This window comes from Bacillus sp. AFS031507 (assembly GCF_002584635.1).
GTDB lineage: Bacteria > Bacillota > Bacilli > Bacillales > Cytobacillaceae > Neobacillus.
In genome coordinates, this window is the sequence record NZ_NUOW01000001.1 from 108,923 (window position 1) to 125,433 (window position 16,511).

General features: G+C 38.8%; 20 protein-coding genes. 5 read left to right on the plus strand and 15 right to left on the minus strand.

Annotation, left to right across the window (positions count from 1 at the left end):
* Window positions 1-5: 5 nt before the first annotated feature.
* The 7 genes from COE25_RS00520 to safA all read right to left on the minus strand — a co-directional run bounded on the left by COE25_RS00520 (window position 6) and on the right by safA (window position 6,014).
* Entirely contained in the window at window positions 6-1,340 is a 1,335-nt protein-coding gene (locus tag COE25_RS00520) for a polysaccharide biosynthesis protein (protein WP_098930054.1), read from the minus strand.
* Between the two features lie 329 nt (window positions 1,341-1,669).
* The gene (locus tag COE25_RS00530) at window positions 1,670-2,302 is read right to left on the minus strand and encodes a response regulator transcription factor (RefSeq protein WP_098930058.1); all 633 of its coding nucleotides are present in this window, start codon (window positions 2,300-2,302) and stop codon (window positions 1,670-1,672) included.
* Complete coding sequence (locus tag COE25_RS00535) at window positions 2,295-3,353, minus strand: sensor histidine kinase (protein WP_088085789.1); 1,059 nt, start codon at window positions 3,351-3,353, stop codon at window positions 2,295-2,297. Before COE25_RS00535 ends, COE25_RS00530 begins: the two co-directional genes overlap by 8 nt.
* Window positions 3,350-4,084, minus strand: a complete 735-nt coding sequence (gene liaF / locus COE25_RS00540) for a cell wall-active antibiotics response protein LiaF (RefSeq protein WP_088085788.1) — start codon at window positions 4,082-4,084, stop codon at window positions 3,350-3,352. Before liaF ends, COE25_RS00535 begins: the two co-directional genes overlap by 4 nt.
* 155 nt (window positions 4,085-4,239) lie before the next feature.
* Complete coding sequence (locus COE25_RS00545; protein WP_098930060.1) at window positions 4,240-4,884, minus strand: PspA/IM30 family protein; 645 nt, start codon at window positions 4,882-4,884, stop codon at window positions 4,240-4,242.
* A 21-nt stretch (window positions 4,885-4,905) separates the two neighbouring features.
* On the minus strand, window positions 4,906-5,250 hold the full coding sequence (locus COE25_RS00550) for a lmo0954 family membrane protein (protein ID WP_098930062.1): 345 nt from the start codon (window positions 5,248-5,250) through the stop codon (window positions 4,906-4,908).
* A gap of 149 nt (window positions 5,251-5,399) precedes the next feature.
* Window positions 5,400-6,014 (minus strand): SafA/ExsA family spore coat assembly protein, encoded by a 615-nt coding sequence (gene safA / locus COE25_RS00555; RefSeq protein WP_098930064.1) that lies wholly within the window; start codon window positions 6,012-6,014, stop codon window positions 5,400-5,402.
* Between the two features lie 110 nt (window positions 6,015-6,124).
* Here safA and COE25_RS00560 point away from each other — a divergent pair, with 110 nt between their 5' ends.
* The 3 genes from COE25_RS00560 to COE25_RS00565 all read left to right on the plus strand — a co-directional run bounded on the left by COE25_RS00560 (window position 6,125) and on the right by COE25_RS00565 (window position 8,551).
* Complete coding sequence (locus tag COE25_RS00560; RefSeq protein WP_098930067.1) at window positions 6,125-6,508, plus strand: DUF1360 domain-containing protein; 384 nt, start codon at window positions 6,125-6,127, stop codon at window positions 6,506-6,508.
* Window positions 6,509-6,622: 114 nt separating this feature from the next.
* Entirely contained in the window at window positions 6,623-6,769 is a 147-nt protein-coding gene (locus COE25_RS30415) for a hypothetical protein (protein ID WP_168242201.1), read from the plus strand.
* 246 nt (window positions 6,770-7,015) lie between these two features.
* Window positions 7,016-8,551: an FAD-dependent oxidoreductase gene (locus COE25_RS00565; RefSeq protein ID WP_098930069.1), complete on the plus strand. Its 1,536-nt coding sequence runs from the start codon at window positions 7,016-7,018 to the stop codon at window positions 8,549-8,551.
* A gap of 88 nt (window positions 8,552-8,639) precedes the next feature.
* Here COE25_RS00565 and COE25_RS31300 read toward each other — a convergent pair whose 3' ends face one another.
* The 5 genes from COE25_RS31300 to COE25_RS00585 form a co-directional block, all read right to left on the minus strand.
* Window positions 8,640-8,774, minus strand: coding sequence for a hypothetical protein (locus COE25_RS31300; protein WP_256942271.1), 135 nt, complete (start codon window positions 8,772-8,774; stop codon window positions 8,640-8,642).
* A gap of 191 nt (window positions 8,775-8,965) precedes the next feature.
* Window positions 8,966-10,111, minus strand: a complete 1,146-nt coding sequence (locus COE25_RS00570; RefSeq protein WP_098930072.1) for a DEAD/DEAH box helicase — start codon at window positions 10,109-10,111, stop codon at window positions 8,966-8,968.
* Between the two features lie 107 nt (window positions 10,112-10,218).
* Window positions 10,219-10,518 carry a DUF5658 family protein gene (locus tag COE25_RS00575; RefSeq protein WP_098930074.1) on the minus strand — a complete coding sequence of 100 codons (300 nt, stop codon included), beginning with the start codon at window positions 10,516-10,518 and terminating at the stop codon, window positions 10,219-10,221.
* A gap of 156 nt (window positions 10,519-10,674) precedes the next feature.
* Complete coding sequence (locus COE25_RS00580) at window positions 10,675-11,523, minus strand: MBL fold metallo-hydrolase (RefSeq protein ID WP_257208666.1); 849 nt, start codon at window positions 11,521-11,523, stop codon at window positions 10,675-10,677.
* A 153-nt stretch (window positions 11,524-11,676) separates the two neighbouring features.
* Complete coding sequence (locus tag COE25_RS00585; RefSeq protein WP_098930078.1) at window positions 11,677-11,886, minus strand: heavy-metal-associated domain-containing protein; 210 nt, start codon at window positions 11,884-11,886, stop codon at window positions 11,677-11,679.
* Between the two features lie 159 nt (window positions 11,887-12,045).
* On the opposite strand from COE25_RS00585, the gene COE25_RS00590 reads away from it, so the two are divergent.
* Window positions 12,046-12,750, plus strand: a complete 705-nt coding sequence (locus COE25_RS00590) for a Crp/Fnr family transcriptional regulator (RefSeq protein ID WP_098930080.1) — start codon at window positions 12,046-12,048, stop codon at window positions 12,748-12,750.
* On the opposite strand, the gene COE25_RS00595 is transcribed toward COE25_RS00590, so the two are convergent.
* A complete protein-coding gene (locus COE25_RS00595) occupies window positions 12,747-12,995 on the minus strand; it encodes an amino acid decarboxylase (protein ID WP_098930082.1) in 249 nt (82 codons plus the stop codon). The genes COE25_RS00590 and COE25_RS00595 overlap by 4 nt on opposite strands.
* A 275-nt stretch (window positions 12,996-13,270) precedes the next feature.
* On the opposite strand from COE25_RS00595, the gene COE25_RS00600 reads away from it, so the two are divergent.
* Window positions 13,271-13,606 (plus strand): hypothetical protein, encoded by a 336-nt coding sequence (locus tag COE25_RS00600; protein ID WP_142354446.1) that lies wholly within the window; start codon window positions 13,271-13,273, stop codon window positions 13,604-13,606.
* Between the two features lie 149 nt (window positions 13,607-13,755).
* Here COE25_RS00600 and kynB read toward each other — a convergent pair whose 3' ends face one another.
* A complete protein-coding gene (kynB, locus tag COE25_RS00605; protein WP_098930084.1) occupies window positions 13,756-14,376 on the minus strand; it encodes an arylformamidase in 621 nt (206 codons plus the stop codon).
* Window positions 14,377-14,478: 102 nt separating this feature from the next.
* Window positions 14,479-16,461, minus strand: a complete 1,983-nt coding sequence (locus COE25_RS00610) for a WG repeat-containing protein (RefSeq protein ID WP_257208667.1) — start codon at window positions 16,459-16,461, stop codon at window positions 14,479-14,481.
* Between the last annotated feature and the right edge of the window lie 50 nt (window positions 16,462-16,511).

A 16,511-nucleotide genomic window follows, 5' to 3' on the forward strand; every position in this document is an offset into this window, starting at 1 on the left:
GGAGTTTACCGCTCAGTAGTATTTTGAATGAAGCCTTTCATAAAAATACTGACGCCAATTTTCTTGCAGATCGTTAGATAATGCATGAGGGCTAACAAAACAGCGCCTGTATTCATTCCAATAATAACGCCATTCATTCTCCATTCAGGCATCGCTGCAAGCAATAGAATGATTGAAAAGGAGATGATCGTCGACCAAATGATATGAATGAAGGTCTCTTTAAGTAGATTAAGTCCAAACAAAAAGGCCTGCATCGGCATGATAAAAAAGTGAAATAAGAAAAATGGCCAAAGCAATTGTAAAAATAGGGCAGGTGTTTCTGATTTAAAAAATAGCGACGTTAACTCTGGTGCAAAGAAGTAGAAAATAGCTACGGATGCGACCCCATATACAAAGGTTAGCTTCATCACCTGTTGAAGCATTTTTTGGAGCCTTTGGTAATCACCTTCTGCGTGTGTCTTGGACACAGCTGGGATTAGAACGACCATTAACGAGTGAGCAATAAAACCCGGAAAAAAGCCTATCGAAATGGCCACCCCCATCAGCATTCCAAATTGCTCTGTCGCTAATGTATCGCTCAAGCCAGAACGAACCAACGCTGCCTTAATGATAAAGGGCTGTATGGCACCAGTAAAAGCAGAAAACAAGCGAAGACCTGTTGTTGGAATCGAAACTGCCATTAGATTTTTCTGAACTATCTTGCGTTTCATATTAGAAAATGGTTGTCGCTTCAATTGCTGAAATTGGATAATAAACATGTATATTAAATAAAGGAACACAACTATCTCGCTTCCTATAAACGTACCAATCGCGATTAACACTGACTCAGCTGTGTCGAAAGCAAAGAACCGGAAAAGGAGGAACAGTCCTGAAAGTTGAATCGTTTTCCTTAAAAAATTTGAGACTGCTATTTTCCCCATTTGCTGCTTGCCCATAAAATATCCCCTCGCGACGGAGGTGAAGGAAATGATTGGTATTAAGATCAAAACAAGCCATCTTACGTATGGATGATATTTGTCAAACACAGGAATAAACGGAATGATTACAGTAGCTGCTAAAAAAAGGACAGCCGAGAACACAATCGTAATCGTAATCGCATGATGAAGGATATTTCGGTGATAACGGTCTTCCCTTTCAGCAATAAATTTTGAAATCGATACAGGCAACTCAAAGCTGGATAGTAACACAATTAAGAAGATCGATGGCAAAATGGACATATACAGACCTAGTCCGTGTGGTCCTAACTCTCGAGCAAGAATCATATTTACTAAAACTTCAATACCTTCCCCCAAAAAAGCAGCTACAGCTAAAAAGAAGATCCCCTTATAATAAATAGCCAATTTTTTCTCCTCCATACTCATCTCACTTTTATAAACTTATGAGACAAGTTCTTTGATTATTAGAGAAAAATTTTTAGGAGAACGAAAAAAAGGGCTCACAGCCCTTTAAACGTTCACCATTACTGTTTTTTTTCTGATCATCCATGTTAATAAAATAATAGCCATGAACTAATATTAACTGTGTAATCGTCGTTTCCCAGGTTGGATATAATCCGATCCAATCAATAAACGGAAACTGATGTACAGTGCTAGTCGGCAGCACATTCGAAATTTGCAAAGCATGGATACTAATACCAAGAATTTTAAAGGCTAAGGAAAGCCTCCGAAATTTATTTAATTAATGAATGCTTAAATGCATAAATGACCGCTTGCGTTCTATCTTGGACGTTCAACTTGCTCAAAATATTACTGACATGGGTTTTGACGGTTTTGAGGGCAATAAATAACTCATCAGCAATGTCTTGATTGGTTTTGCCCTCTGCCATTAATAATAATATTTCGATTTCACGGGTAGTAAGGTCTTCGTGCGGCAAATGTGTATTTTTTTGACGCATCTTCACCATCATTTTTCCGGTTACTTCCGGTTCAAGGACCGATTGTCCATGATATGTAGCACGGACTGCATTGGCAATTTCACCCGCTTTAGAGGTCTTCAGCATGTAGCTGGTTGCCCCTGCTTCAAGTGCAGGATAAACTTTTTCATCGTCCAAAAAGCTTGTCACGATTATGACTTTTGCTTCCGGCCACTGTTCAATGATTTGCTTTGTGGCTTCAATTCCGTCCATTTCCTTCATCACTAAATCCATTAGAATGATATCAGGGCGAAGTTCGAGGGCAAGCTCTACACCTTTTTTTCCATCGTCAGCTTCTCCAACTACCTCAATGTCTGGCTGCGCTGATAAATAAGAAGAAACTCCGATTCTAACCATTTCATGATCATCAACAAATACGACTCTAATCATTGGCACCATCTCCATTAATCATCACCGGAACCTTCACTTCCAGCCTTGTTCCTTGATTTTTTACACTAACCACTTTTAACGTGCCTCCTACTTCTACTGCACGCTCATGCATATTTTGCATTCCATAGGAACCTGCTTTCATCTCGTTTACATTAAAACCTATTCCGTCATCAATAATCCTTAAGATGACAAGATCATCCCGTTTCACCATCAGAACTTCGAGTTTATTGGCTTTCGAATGTCTTAACGTATTTGAGATCGACTCTTGGAGGATACGGAAAAGATGATCCTCTACTCCTTTATCTAACGGAAAAACCTCTGTCTTCCATTTAATATCCATCTCAACCTTTTGTGATAATTCGATTAATAGCTCTTCAATTCCTTCTTGAAGTGTTTTATTTTTTAAGGCAACGGGCCGTAAATGTAAAAGCAGGGCACGCATTTCCAACTGTGATTGGTGAATCATTTCTTCGACTAATTTCAATTGTTTCGCTTCGCGGTCATTTTCTACTGGTGATTGCTGTTTAGTTTCGTTGATTGCTGACATCATCATCGAAGCAGCAAATAATTGCTGACTGACAGAATCATGCAGTTCACGGGCCAATCGGTTCCGTTCCTGTTCGATAATTTCTTGGATTCTTCCTTCAAGGTCTTCCACTTTTTCAGTGGCTAATCGCTGCGAAAGCTTCGCTTGTTCAGACATTTGTTTGCCTATTTTCTCAATTCGGTTTGCAATGAGCTGCATTTCTGAGATAGCAGGTTTCTCCTTAACTACTTCTATTTGTTTTCCTTCCTCTAATAGATGCAAGGAGTGTTCAATGGATAGAAACTGCCTTCTCCAAAACACCCCAGAGACTGCACCTAGGAGAATCCCAACGGCAATGCTAAAGGCAGGGATAAAGATTACAAACGGAACATTCATGAAATGTTTACTCCACAATTCCGCCCAACTGCTTAGTGGGAAAACGAAGATAAAAATGGCACTGACAATAATCGCAAGAAAAAAGGAAAAGCCAACACTCCAGAAAATTTTACGCTGGGTTGTGCTCATATCCGGCTCACCTCTAAATTACCAACCATGAGCGAGGTGAAAATTTTCACTTTGTGCTCAGCTGTCTCATATCCTGGTGTTTTTAGGTGTAATACTCGATTGAAAAGTTTAGAGTCGTGGTGCTCGAAAACAGTCGTTGAACCCATGATGCATGAATGCTGGACACTAACATCAATATCATAAGGAACAAGGATTTGTATATTCCCTATCAGATTGCGAATAAAGATAACCGTTTCCCCTTTAGGCAGCATCGTAAAGCTCAGATCAATGATGGTATCACCGATCCCTGCCTGAATATTTACATCATTCCATTCGTAGGCACCCGGGGGTGTCTTTTGCTGACCAAGGACGATATTTTCAAACAGAGGTTCTGACTTTATCATTGTTTCTTCATCGGAGGTTGGTTCGATTTTCGTGATTTCAGGTGAGATTTTCTTAGGTTTCTTTTTGGCATTTAAAAATTGAATAAAAAAGTGCAGTAATATCGCAACTAGTAAAAACTTAAACGTCATCATATTTAAGAGACTAAGGACTAAGAAAATAATCCCGCCGATAAAAAGTATTTTCCCCTTCTTTTTCCCCGCTCGTTTGCGGCCGAGGTAAATCATGCCTCCAGAGATAAAAAGAGAGAAAATTAGCCCACTGTTAAAAAATAGTATTTCCATGACTAAAATGATCGCACCGATAATGACCAGCCAGCCTATATAATCATTTTTAGTATTTTTAAACATGGTCCACCCTCCCTTATTACCATCTGGATAACTCTTTTATAGTTTGTATTACTATTGTTTATGGCCATAAGGCGCAGAAATCCTACGCCTTTCGTGTCTAGCTCCAGCGCCTAGAGGCGCTTCCGCTTTTTTATTTAGCATACCATGTTTTGGATTTAAATGGACTTGCTTTCTTCTAATTTCATTTCCTTTTCTAGTTGTGCAACTCGAGCATCGATCGTATTGCGATAGTATGAGCTATTCACTTGATGCTCTAAGCGGTCAAGATAATTTTCAATATCTTTAAACTTCGAGTGGGATTTATCTGAATAAGTATTAGAATCAAGCACCTGGTTGATTTGGAGGTTCGCTCGTGTTACATTTTCACGGCCCATTAATTCCATCCGTCTTAGGTGCATATCTTTTAGCTTGTGCTTCATTTCTTCATACTTTCTTTCTAATTCTACTAGTTGACTCTTTACTTGTTCAAGTGATGCACTCAAGCGGCTTGCACGGTCTGCATATTGCTGATGCTCTGCAGAGGCAAACTGATAAAGTTCTGATTCTCCTGCTTTAGAAGCAATTTCAGCTTGGTACTTTCTTTTTTCAGCTAACTGGGACGCTTGCTCATATTCTCTTGTAAATTCATCTTTAAGTGTGTATTGACGTTCTAATAGCTTTCTAACTTTCTCTGTTTCTTGCTCACACTGGCGTAGGTATTGATTTAATAAAGCAATTGGATTTTGTTTATCTTTTTGATCAAGTGCCTGGTGTAAATCTGCTGTAATCGTGTTTTTAATTCTTGTAAATAAGTTTGTCATGTTTATTCTCTCCTTTATTTCTTAATTATTTTTCAATTCATTCCACTGTTTTTCAAAATTAACAAATGGGTCATTTTCCTTCACGGTTGTGTGCTTTTTCTCATTCCATTTTTTATAAACAAGGTATAAAACATAAGCTGCTGCAATCCCTATAATTGCTGGAGCGTTATGAATGGATGCGATGAGGACAATGAATCCAATGATCCCAAGCCCAATTTTTCCTCCTGTCGATTCAGCTTTTAAGAACTGTTTGAATATGAAGTATAGGAGTACTAAGCTGACGAGTAACCCCACCATTGGACCAATTGTGGAAAGCAAGATTATCGCTGCAATTCCACCTGCTAACAGTAAACCAAATTTTTTCATTTTGTTTTGCTCCTTTCTTTATCTTGATTTCATCTTACCTCTTTTCATTGTTTATCATAATTGCGCTTGAGCTTGATTTTCATATCGGTCCTAAGACGTAGAAAGGGTCAGTCCCTAAGCGAAATGCTTAAGAAACTGACCCTTTTGTCTTACTTAGAAATAAACATCTGTACCCAATAGTGTCTTTGTGAGCCACCCTGTGCGTAGCCAACCCCAATATAGGTAGATCTCGTGCTTAAAATATTTGCCCTGTGACCGGAGCTATTCATCCAAGCTTGAACGACTGAAGCCGGTGTCGTTTGCCCTGCTGCAATGTTTTCAGCAGCTGAACGGTAGGAGATCCCAAAGCTTTTCATCATAGCAAACGGACTGCCATACGTTGGACTGGTATGACTGAAATAGTTTTTATCTCTCATGTCATTGGCTTTATAACGAGCGACCCTTGAGAGCTCCCAATCAGGTGTTAATGCCTTCAAACCATTTTTTGCACGCTCCTGATTGGTTAACTGGATTACCTGGCTTTCTGTACTTTTTACAGCATCGAAACTTGGGATAGTAACCTTTTGACCTGGATAAATTAGATTTGGATTCGAAAATTGTCGGTTTGCCGCAATAATTTCGGAAATTCCAACTTGATACCTAACTGCGATTTTCCAAAGTGTGTCCCCCGGCTGAACGGTGTAAATTTGCTGGGCAAAAGACACACTTGGAATACAGAATAGTGATAATAAAAACAGAAAACTAAACCAAAAAGATTTTTTCATTTTTTCGCCTCCTCCGAATATATAATTTTGATTTCAGGCTCAAAATATACAGGGAAATGAAAAATAAAATGGAGCTGTCCATTAGGGAGAGACCAAGTGGATTTTGGAGGATGGAAGACGTGGAAGATATCTCATGGATGACCTATATCATGTTAATTCTAGCGAGCTACCGTTTAACTCATTTAATTGTCTTTGATAAAATTACTGAATTTATCCGTAGACCTTTTGTTAAGAAAGTAAAAGTAGAAACGGACGATGGAGTGGAAACCAAGGAAGTTCCAACATCTATGTTTGGTTATTTATTGAAATGTTATTGGTGTGCTGGTGTTTGGAGCGCTTTTTTACTTGGTGGAGCATATTTGCTCTTTCCGCGTATTACCTATGTGGTTATTTTAATTTTCTCGATTGCCGGCGGCCAGTCGATTATCGAAACCTTTGTCGGCGTTAATATCAAAAAAGTTGACTACTATGCCGCACTTAAGAAAAAAGACTAATATAAAATAGTATATTTCCATCAGTGATTCATAGGAAAAATCCTCCCCCCTTATGCATATATCTTTAGAAAAGCTTAAGAAATTAATGCTTAAGCTAGACAAAGGGGGAATACAATGTCTGCAATTTGGTGGGTCACAACGATTGGTTTTGTCTTTTTTCTCGGCTGCATTGGAGGAACATTTTTCCATTTCGTAAGAAGCGCCTTAAATACTGAAGACTCTACCCGTATTGATCCATTAAAAATTGATAAAGAGGAATGATTCTTTCTAATTCAGTCAAAGCCAAGTTTAAGGTTTGTCATATGCTTCGGCATCTTGCTCAGTTAATTCAGAATCTGTAGACCATGGGTTCGTCATTATTAAACATCCTAATATATAACGGGAAGAACCATGCATAAAGCAAGGTTCTTTTTTTGCGATTAAGGAAATATTTCCATACCTACATTAATTTTATCACTTTTGGAAAAATTAAATTTGATGTCATTTTTTTAGGCTGGAGGAGTATATATGAGTTCATCTGAAAAAATCCCAAAATTCCCAAAAACGTATTGGCGTGAAATAGAATTACCTGCTTTTGAATCATTAGAACAAGATCTTTCTGTGGATGTTGCGATTGTTGGTGCAGGGATATCTGGAATTACCGCTGCCTATTTGCTGTCAAAGGAAGGCTTAAAGGTAGCTCTCTTAGAAGCAGGCAATGTCTTGAATGGGACTACTGGCCACACAACTGCAAAATTAACGGCACAGCATAGCATTATTTATGATGAATTAATAAATCATTTTGGAGTAGAAAAAGCACGGCTTTATTATGAATCTCATATGAATGCCATTCGATTTGTCGAAAGCTGCGTAGAGGAAAAGGGAATTGATTGTGATTTCAGTAAGCAAGACGCCTATGTTTATGCAACAACGGATGAGTATGTCGACAAGCTTAAAACGGAATGGGAAGCGTATAAAAGTCTAGAAATCGATGGGGCTTTAAAGGATACGATCCCCTTTAATATTCCTGCAAAAGGCGCTCTCATGATGCACAATCAAGCGCAATATCATCCACTTAAATTTCTAAAAGCACTTCTAGATGATGCGGTTAAGGCGGGCTGTTCTGTTTATGAGAATACAGTCGCTTCAGACATTGAGGACGATGATACGGAACCAAAGGTTGTTACTAAATCGGGGCATAGAGTTTCATGCAAGCATGTGATTATTGCCTCCCATTTCCCTTTTTATGATAAACCAGGGCTTTATTTTGCGAGAATGTATGCGAGCAGGTCTTACGCAATCGGGATAAAAACAGATAAGGACTACCCTGGTGGCATGTATATCAGCGCCGATAACCCACCTCGATCGATTCGTTATACACCGCTTAATGGGGAAAAAGAAAAGTTATTGATCATCGGTGGTGAAAATCATAAAACGGGACAAGGAATGGACACGCTGAAGCATTATGAAGCACTCGAAACGTTTGCTGAAGAGGTTTTTGGGATTAAGGAATACGATTATCGCTGGTCTGCCCAGGATATGGTTACACTAGACAAACTTCCCTATATTGGACATTACACTGAAGGTCGTGAGAATGTTTTAGTGGCCACGGGTTTTAAAAAATGGGGGATGACAACAGGGATTCTCGCGGGTCACTTGTTGACCGATTATGTCATGGAAAGGGACAACCCATATATGGAGCTCTATACACCGTCCCGATTCCAAGCTGATCCCGACTTAAAGAGTGTCATCACAACCAATGCAGATGTAGCTAAACATCTAATTAAAGGCAAACTTGAATATACGGATAAGTCCGCAGATGATTTACAGGTGGGTGAAGGCTCCGTTGTCATGTATAACGGGAAAAGGGCTGGAGGCTATAAGGATGAAAACGGTAAACTTTATGTTGTCGACACCACCTGCACCCATCTTGGCTGTGAGTGTGAATGGAATCATGCTGAAAAATCTTGGGATTGCCCGTGCCATGGTTCACGTTATGCTTATTCAGGCGATGTTATTGAGGGCCCTGCTAAAAAAGCACTTAAATTACTTGCAAAAGAGTGATTTTCGTCGTGTTTATCAAGATATCTATAAATGTGATGATTTCCCATAAAAAAATGCGCCTCCCTATTCAAGAAGGAGGCGCACTTTGTTATTTACTATTTGGACGGTTATGTTTTAGTGCTTCTCCAGTTGTAAATTCAACCAGTTCTTCACTATCTCTCATTGGTTTTTTGCGATTATTATTACGCTGAGCATTTGCATTACCAAGCTTCTGTCTTCCCACACTACCATCTCCTTTTTCGAGAAATACATTGATAGTATGAGTGAAAATAATTAGTCTTATTCTTTTTCAAGGACTGGAGCTTTTTCTAAATTTAGTCATTTGCTCATAATACTAGTTCTTTGGATGTAAGTTCGCCATTTTCAAACTTTTCCTGAATCTCGATGATGGCAGCTTCTTCAAGCCACCATACATTATCTCCGTAATTTCTGATCTCTTTGTCCTTCTTCAGAAATCAGGCCTTTGTAAAACACTCTTTTATGAACCGGAACGTTTAACTCACGGCAATACTGTTTCAATTCTCTTTCTTCCCTTTCGGTAACAAGCGAGATAACAATCCCATTTGCACCCATTCTTCCTGTTCTTCCAGCCCTGTGCACATATTGCGATATATCCTTCGGAGAATCGATATTGACCACATGGGTAACCCCTTGGATATCAAGTCCTCTCGCCGCCACATCTGTAGCAATAAGCATGTTCATTTTGCCATCACGGAAAGACTTTAATGCGGACTGCCGTTCGAGCTTTTTCATGTCGCTATGCAAGATTCCGATCGATAAATCTTTAAAATGTAATTTTTCCTTAAATACTTCAATTTCACCAATATCATTAATAAACGCAAGCGATTTACTATTTTCTAAGCGCGTGAATTTTTCGAGGAGCTTGATTTTATCTCTTGGATCACATGAAAAATAAATATGCTCGACTTCTCCAGACGAAGCAAGTTCATCCTTTTCGATGCGAAGAACTTCCGGGTCCTTTGTCATTTCTTTTGCCAATTTCTCTGTTGCCGGTTTCATTGTAGCAGAAAACAAAACAACTTGGCGGTCACTCATGGTTGATTTTACAATGTTTAGGACAGTATTAAGATGCTCGTGAATAAGTAATTGATCACCCTCATCGAGAACAACCAATTTTACTTCATGCATTTTCACCTTTTTCTGTTTGATCAGTTCAAATAAACGACCAGGTGTTGCAAAAATAACATGCGGGCGTTTCTTTAATTTTTCAAGCTGGCGTTTCATATTGGCTCCGCCAATAATCGAAGTGCCCCTTATTCCGCTGCCTTCCGACCATTTTTGAAATTCTTGATAGACCTGCATTACTAGCTCTTGCGAAGAAGCTAACACAACCGCTTGCAAAGATTGTAAACTTGGGTCCATTTTATCTAACAATGGCAGCAAATAAGCCAGCGTTTTACCAGTACCTGTCGGTGACTCGGCAATTAAATTCTTGCCTTCAAGAATCATTGGAATAGCGGCTTCTTGAATGGAAGTAGGTTGTTGAAATCCTGACTTTTCCCAGGCTTCCTGCAAGTATGGTTTTAAGGTATTAAACATATTGAACTCCTTTATATAAAAATCATTTTTCTTATTATTTGTCTTTCCATATCGTATTGATACTAACTGAATAACCTTGGAGTGTCTAGTTAGGAATAGAGGAAAAGTCATGATGCAGTATTAAAATAGAGGACAATCCACACCATATGATATACCAGGACGGAGAGATAAAGAACACAAGTGGCAACCAAAAGAGTCCGAATCCACCCTTTTAGTGGTCGCAAGTAGAACAAACCAAGCAACAAGAGGGGCAGAAAGATTTTTATGATGTAAAAATAGGACCAGCTTTTTTCAATTACAAGCTTCATCATTGGATTTCCCTCTTCAACAATACCTGAAACAATCCCAAATTGGGTTAAAACAGCATCCAACAGTCCGGCAATCAACAGGAATAAACAAAGTCTCATTATTACCACCTCAAAAGAATTAGTTCAATTAGTTTTCATTATTTCTAGTGATGTCTATGCAGATACATAAAGATTTTTCTCCCGTTCTTAAAAACGAATATAAAAGTGATATAAAAGAGCTGCATGAGTCAGCAGCCCAAGTTTCTTCAGAAATTACTAATTCACATATTTCCCACTGTCAGGCCGGCCAATTTCAGCAAAATGCTCCACTAAATAATTTAGATTTTCTGCTAGGTCCTCCCCACTCATCGGAAGACCATGACCAGTCACTGCTACTTGCGGCTTGAGTGCCTCTAACTTTTTTACAGATTCAAAAGCAGCATCCCAGTGAGTAGTGTAATATTTTGGTGGACCACTAATCTCTTGTGTTTGCGTCATTACTTTATATAGGGATTCTTGTTTTACCGTAACAAATGCATCTCCGGCGATCAGTGCACGGTCTTGTTCACGGAATAAGGAAATATGTCCCGGCGTATGCCCTGGTGTATGTACCCATTTCCAATTAGGCAAATTTGGAACAGTTCCGTCGGCAGGAAGCGCATGAACATGGGCACTTATATCAATCCCATGGTTGGGGAACATCGGCGACATTTTTGCAACAAGTCCACTATCAACATTAGGGTCACCCGGCGGATAATCTAACTTTCCAGTCAAATAAGGGATTTCCAGCTCATGTGCATAAACCGGAATCTCCCATTCCTCCAACAATTCAGCCACTGATCCGACATGGTCAAAATGTCCATGCGTTAATACGATCGCTTTAGGAAGGGCACCCTCACCAAAACGTTCTTCAACCATTTCCTTTATCTCATCTGCTGACTTAGGCATGCCCGTGTCAATTAAAACAAAATCATCCGGCTCATTCGGGTTGCCTACAAGTACTAGGTTCACGATTTTGTCGGTGTAACAATAAATATCAGGCAAAACTGCTATACCAACTCCACTGATGATTGAGGTCACTGGAAGAAAGGTTTCTTCAAATTTACTATCCTGATTGCGCTCCAAAAAAAAATCCCTCTCTTTTTGTTTATTATTAATCTGGAAGGGAAAATTATTACAACACATATCCTTGGCTCTTTAATGTTAATATTATAACGAATTTTCCGTTCTTAATATGGTTTTTATTTTCAAAAAAAAACTGCCCACAAGGAGCAGCCTTTAATCAAATGTTCGCAAGGTCATTTTATACAGATTACGATTAATTTCCTCCGAATGAATAATATTTTCATTGAAGCTTATTTTGATTTTTCCACTACCGGACATGATCTTTACTTTTTCAATCCCCTTGGTTCTTTGCATCTCTCTTTTAATCTTCCCGACACATCCTGAGCATGCGACCTCATTCAATGCCAATTCCATGATACTCATTCGAATCAAATCACCTCTTGTTTTTCTTTTATTGTAATGCGAATCGTTCTCATTAACATTGACCTATATCAAGAAAAGCAGAATTGATCTAAATCACTACAAGGAATGATCAAAACAGATACTATTAAGTTAATAGAAATGTGGAGGAGTGACTTAAGAATGTGTTGTAACCATTGCTGCTCTCAGGAATCATCGTGCATTACATCTGTACCTGTTTTTAAAGGAATGAAGGAAGCGGATCGTCAACCGCTGCAAAAGGGAACAAGAAGCAGAAGCTTTGTGAAAAGAGAATTTATTTTTCGAGAAGGAGAACATTCGGAAACATTATTCGTTGTCAATGAAGGACTGATCAAGTTAACAAAAATGTCCCCAGAAGGGAAAGAACAAATTGTTAGATTGCTGTTCCCTGGGGACTTCTTTGGATTATTTTCATTATTAAATAATGAAAAACACTATATGAATGCAGAAGCCGTGGGATCTTCAACGGTTATTTGTTATATCGAAAAAAAGGACTTTCTTAAAACAATGGAAAATAACGCGGAGTTGTCCTACAAATTCTTACTGGCCGTAAACGACAGGTTATTTGAAGCAGATGAGTCGGTTGGTTTCCTAAGTTTACTAGAGGTTGAACAACGGCTTGCAAGAGCACTTATTCTCTTTCATGATAAAATGATTGCTAAAAACGGGACCTTTTCCTTGCCAATCACAAAAAAGGATTTAGCTAGTTATATTGGAACAACTCCAGAATCGGTAAGCAGAAAGTTGTTGTCGTTCATGTCGCAAAAGCTGATTAGCATGGTCGGACACCGCCAAATACAGATTCTAGAGTTGCACCGGCTTAAACAGATCGCAGGTATTAGTTAAATTTCATCTAACTTTATTGCCATTAGTCTAAAATGCATGGCTTCAATTTCGTTGACAATTACATTCATTCCTAATGATTGCAAACTGCCAATAAGCGGTTCACCACGATGTGGCAAATGAATTTCAAATAAGGTTCCTACAGGTGCAGCTTTCACAAAATTTATTATTTCTCGTCGCGGATGTTCCCCCTTTGCAATGCGCTCGCGGATATTCATGACTGCTTTTTTATCAACTATTTCAAACATAGTTCTCGCTCCCCTTTGTTAAGAGTTTAAGTTTATGCTTCAGTTTATCACCATTCTTCTTTAATGAAATTGATTTATATCAAGTTTGAGTTTGGAATAATTAAGATAAATATGGCTCAATACACTGTGTATTCCAATGGTTTGGCAGACATTTGGTTAGATTAATGAGTTTTAAATTCGAAAGCTTTGTGAACAATGCCTTCAATTTGATATCACCTTCAAGAATCGGTGATAGAATGAACAACAAGAAGATTTTCAATATAGTGGAGTTGAAAATGATGTTTAATAAGATTTCTCTTATCACATCAATGTTGTTTTTTCTATTGGGAACGAATGTCTTTGCCGATTCTAGATTAGAAGTCTCTTCTCCTCAAATTAATCGAGTATTAAGCCAAACAGTTCCGGTTATCCCCTTAACCACTGTTAATCATAAAATAGTATCAGCAAATAATAAGACCATGACACAAATGGAGCATGCCTCATCGACTCCTAAACAAGAGAAGGATGATGAGCCTACCGTTAATAATTATGTTATTCCTGTTTTGGTCGGTTTATTTTTTATCTTCGGACTGGGGAGTTACTGGCTAGTATTTCGTAGAAAACATAGGTAGAACTAAGAGACTCTGGAGGTTTTTTCCTTATAGATTGATGTGTTATTTCTTAAACCAAACAAATCTGATTGTGGCTTTTAACAGAAAAAGCGTGAATCCAGTTGAGATTCACGCTTCTTTTTTAATCCAAAATGGTGCCTGACACCATTTCATTTCTGACGCAGGACTGCTCGAACTGGACTCCCGTCTCCTTCGACTAATGGGAGCGGCAGGGCAATGAGTTCGTAATCTCCTGGCTCAATTTCATCGAGCATTAGTGACTCTAGGATGTGAATGCCATGTCCATTTAAGCTATGATGGGCAGGCAGCTCTTTACTGTCGATTGGATCAACAGATGGAATATCCAAGCCGATAAGCTGAATCCCTTTCCTTCCTAAGAAAGGAGCTAAGTTTGGCTCAATATGTGGGATTTTTTCAGGAAATTGATTGGGATTTTCCCACGCAAGGGTTCTGAACAACACCCGTTTGCACCCATCAAGATCAATCTCTCTTAAATCAGCTGCACCAATGCTTTCCTTTCCAATCATATCAATAACCTTCACTGGACCAATGTATAGATTAAGGTCCAACTCAATGATTTTTTTTCCTGCGTTATCAAAATGAAACGGAGCATCCACATGTGTTCCCGTGTGGGTACTTAATTCGAGTCTGCCAACATTAACAGAGCCGCTTTCCTCCATTGGCCATGAGACCTCGTATTTAAAGGTGGTGTCACCTGGCCAGACTGGCATCCCGTTTATTAGCTTTCTAGAAACATCAAAAATCTTCATTCCAATCCACTCCCCTAGACACTATTCTTGACTGCATCACCATTATTTCATTCTTTTTCAATAGAATCCATGAAAAAAAGACAGGTTTGATTCCTGCCTTTGTTAATTAAACGATTTCCAAAATTCGCTGTTAACATTAATGATATTCTTTAGGTCCTCAAAAGGGATGGTAAAGGTAGGAAAACCAGCTGCAAAAGCGGCGATTTCATATGGATTAAAGTAGATATTCAAGCCCGCCTCACTAATAAAAAATGACTGATCAGCTTGGATTCCATGGTACTCATCAGGAAATAAGTAAGATGAATATTCTTCTTTATTTTTTATTTGATCACCAATCAAATCACTGATAACTTTCACATACGGGCTGCCAGACTTAAAGAGGTCTTTTAATTGATAGATCGAGCCTGTTTTAAGGTTAATATGAGCATATTTTTCCACTGGCATTCCGTGAGCGGCACAAAACGGGTAGTCGTACCCTGTTATCTTAATGACCAGTAAATTTTTCTCGTAAAGGGTTACCTCAAAATCCCCCGTATAATTCGATTCCAACTGTGTGTGTGCCGGCATGGGTTTTACCCCCGCCAGCTCCTTTAATGCATGATTTACTTTTTCCTGATGAATTTTCATACCTTCAATCTGCGGGAAATAGACTAAATAATCCTTATTCGGCTTATATTTATGCTCGACAACTGAATAGTTATTATTTAGCGGGACAATCGTGGTTTGCTTCCAGAGTAACTCACCATTTCGATTAAAATAGTGCAGGCGCTCGTCAACATCACCTTTGATTAACGTTTTCTCAAAACTAAGCGAGCCGCTGCCCCTGACCATTGGCAGCTGTTCGATTCTCTTTCCAAGTTTGTCAATAAAGTAAGTATGCTGAGCATCGGAGACAGATGCATGGCCGTCCTGAAATTTCGTGATTCCATTAAAGATAAATCCTGTAAGGATATGACCACCCGAATCTACTAAGGCGTAAATAGACCTCATACAGGGTAGGTTCGGATCCATCTCTTTCCCGATGGCAAAGCGTCCCTCATCTAGATATAAGATTTGGTTATAGTTTGGCTTAATCACATAATGGCCAGTTTGATCAATAACGCCATACTGTTCCCTATTATTATCTGACAAACTAACAATGGCACGTCCGACTATAAATGACTCTGCAGATGAAAATTTAGGCTCTATGACGATTTTTCCCTTTTCATCGATATATCCAATCTTCCCATCGTTGTTTTCCTTAAATGCAAGCAAACCTTGGCCATAATTACTGACATAAGCATAAGGGTACGATTGTAATATCTTTCCGGTAAGGTCGATTAATTGAAAACTGCCATCTTTTGTTTTTACAATTGCTTTCCCCTGATGAAAATCACTAGCGGCTTCAAAGGTTATCGGAATAACCACTTTCCCTCGTTTATTCAAATAACCGTATAAATACTGCCCATGCTCATCTTTTTCTACAGCACGTACGCGTCCCTCTTTATACTCTCCGACAATAATCGAATAAGCCCGATCCGTGATTTCTTTGCCACTTTCATCAATCACCTTGAATCCTTGAGGGTCATTGACAACGGCCCGGCCTTCTGAAAAAGGATTAATTGTATCGTATTTGGGCTGCACAATAAAATACCCTTGGGCATTAATAATTCCTGATTTGTCCATTAAACCAACAATAGCTAAACCATTCTCCTGAAAATCCTCGGCATGTTCATAGCTGTTAGGAAGAATCTGTTTCCCTTTCGCATCGATATAGCCCCACTTCTTTCCGCCAATTTCTTTCTTCACCACTGGGAAAAGGTAGACGGCTCTTGTATCTCGAAAAATTGAAAGCGCTCGGACTGCCTTTTTCTCCACCTCAGGAGGCATGGGATAATAATATATTAAATGACCAAAGTAATTTTTCAGAACAAATAAATAAGGCTTTCTGTTAAGACGATACACCCCAAATATTTCATATAGGCCATCCCCATCTATATCCATATATTGGAGCATCGCTTGTGAATCTCGATATTCTAATTCTGCTCCAGCTGGGAGGTATGGCACTATCCAAGTAATTAATTCTCTGGTAGATCCAAACATCATAACTCACCCATTTTAGTTTTCTATATTTATATGATGAAATGTGGGCTATG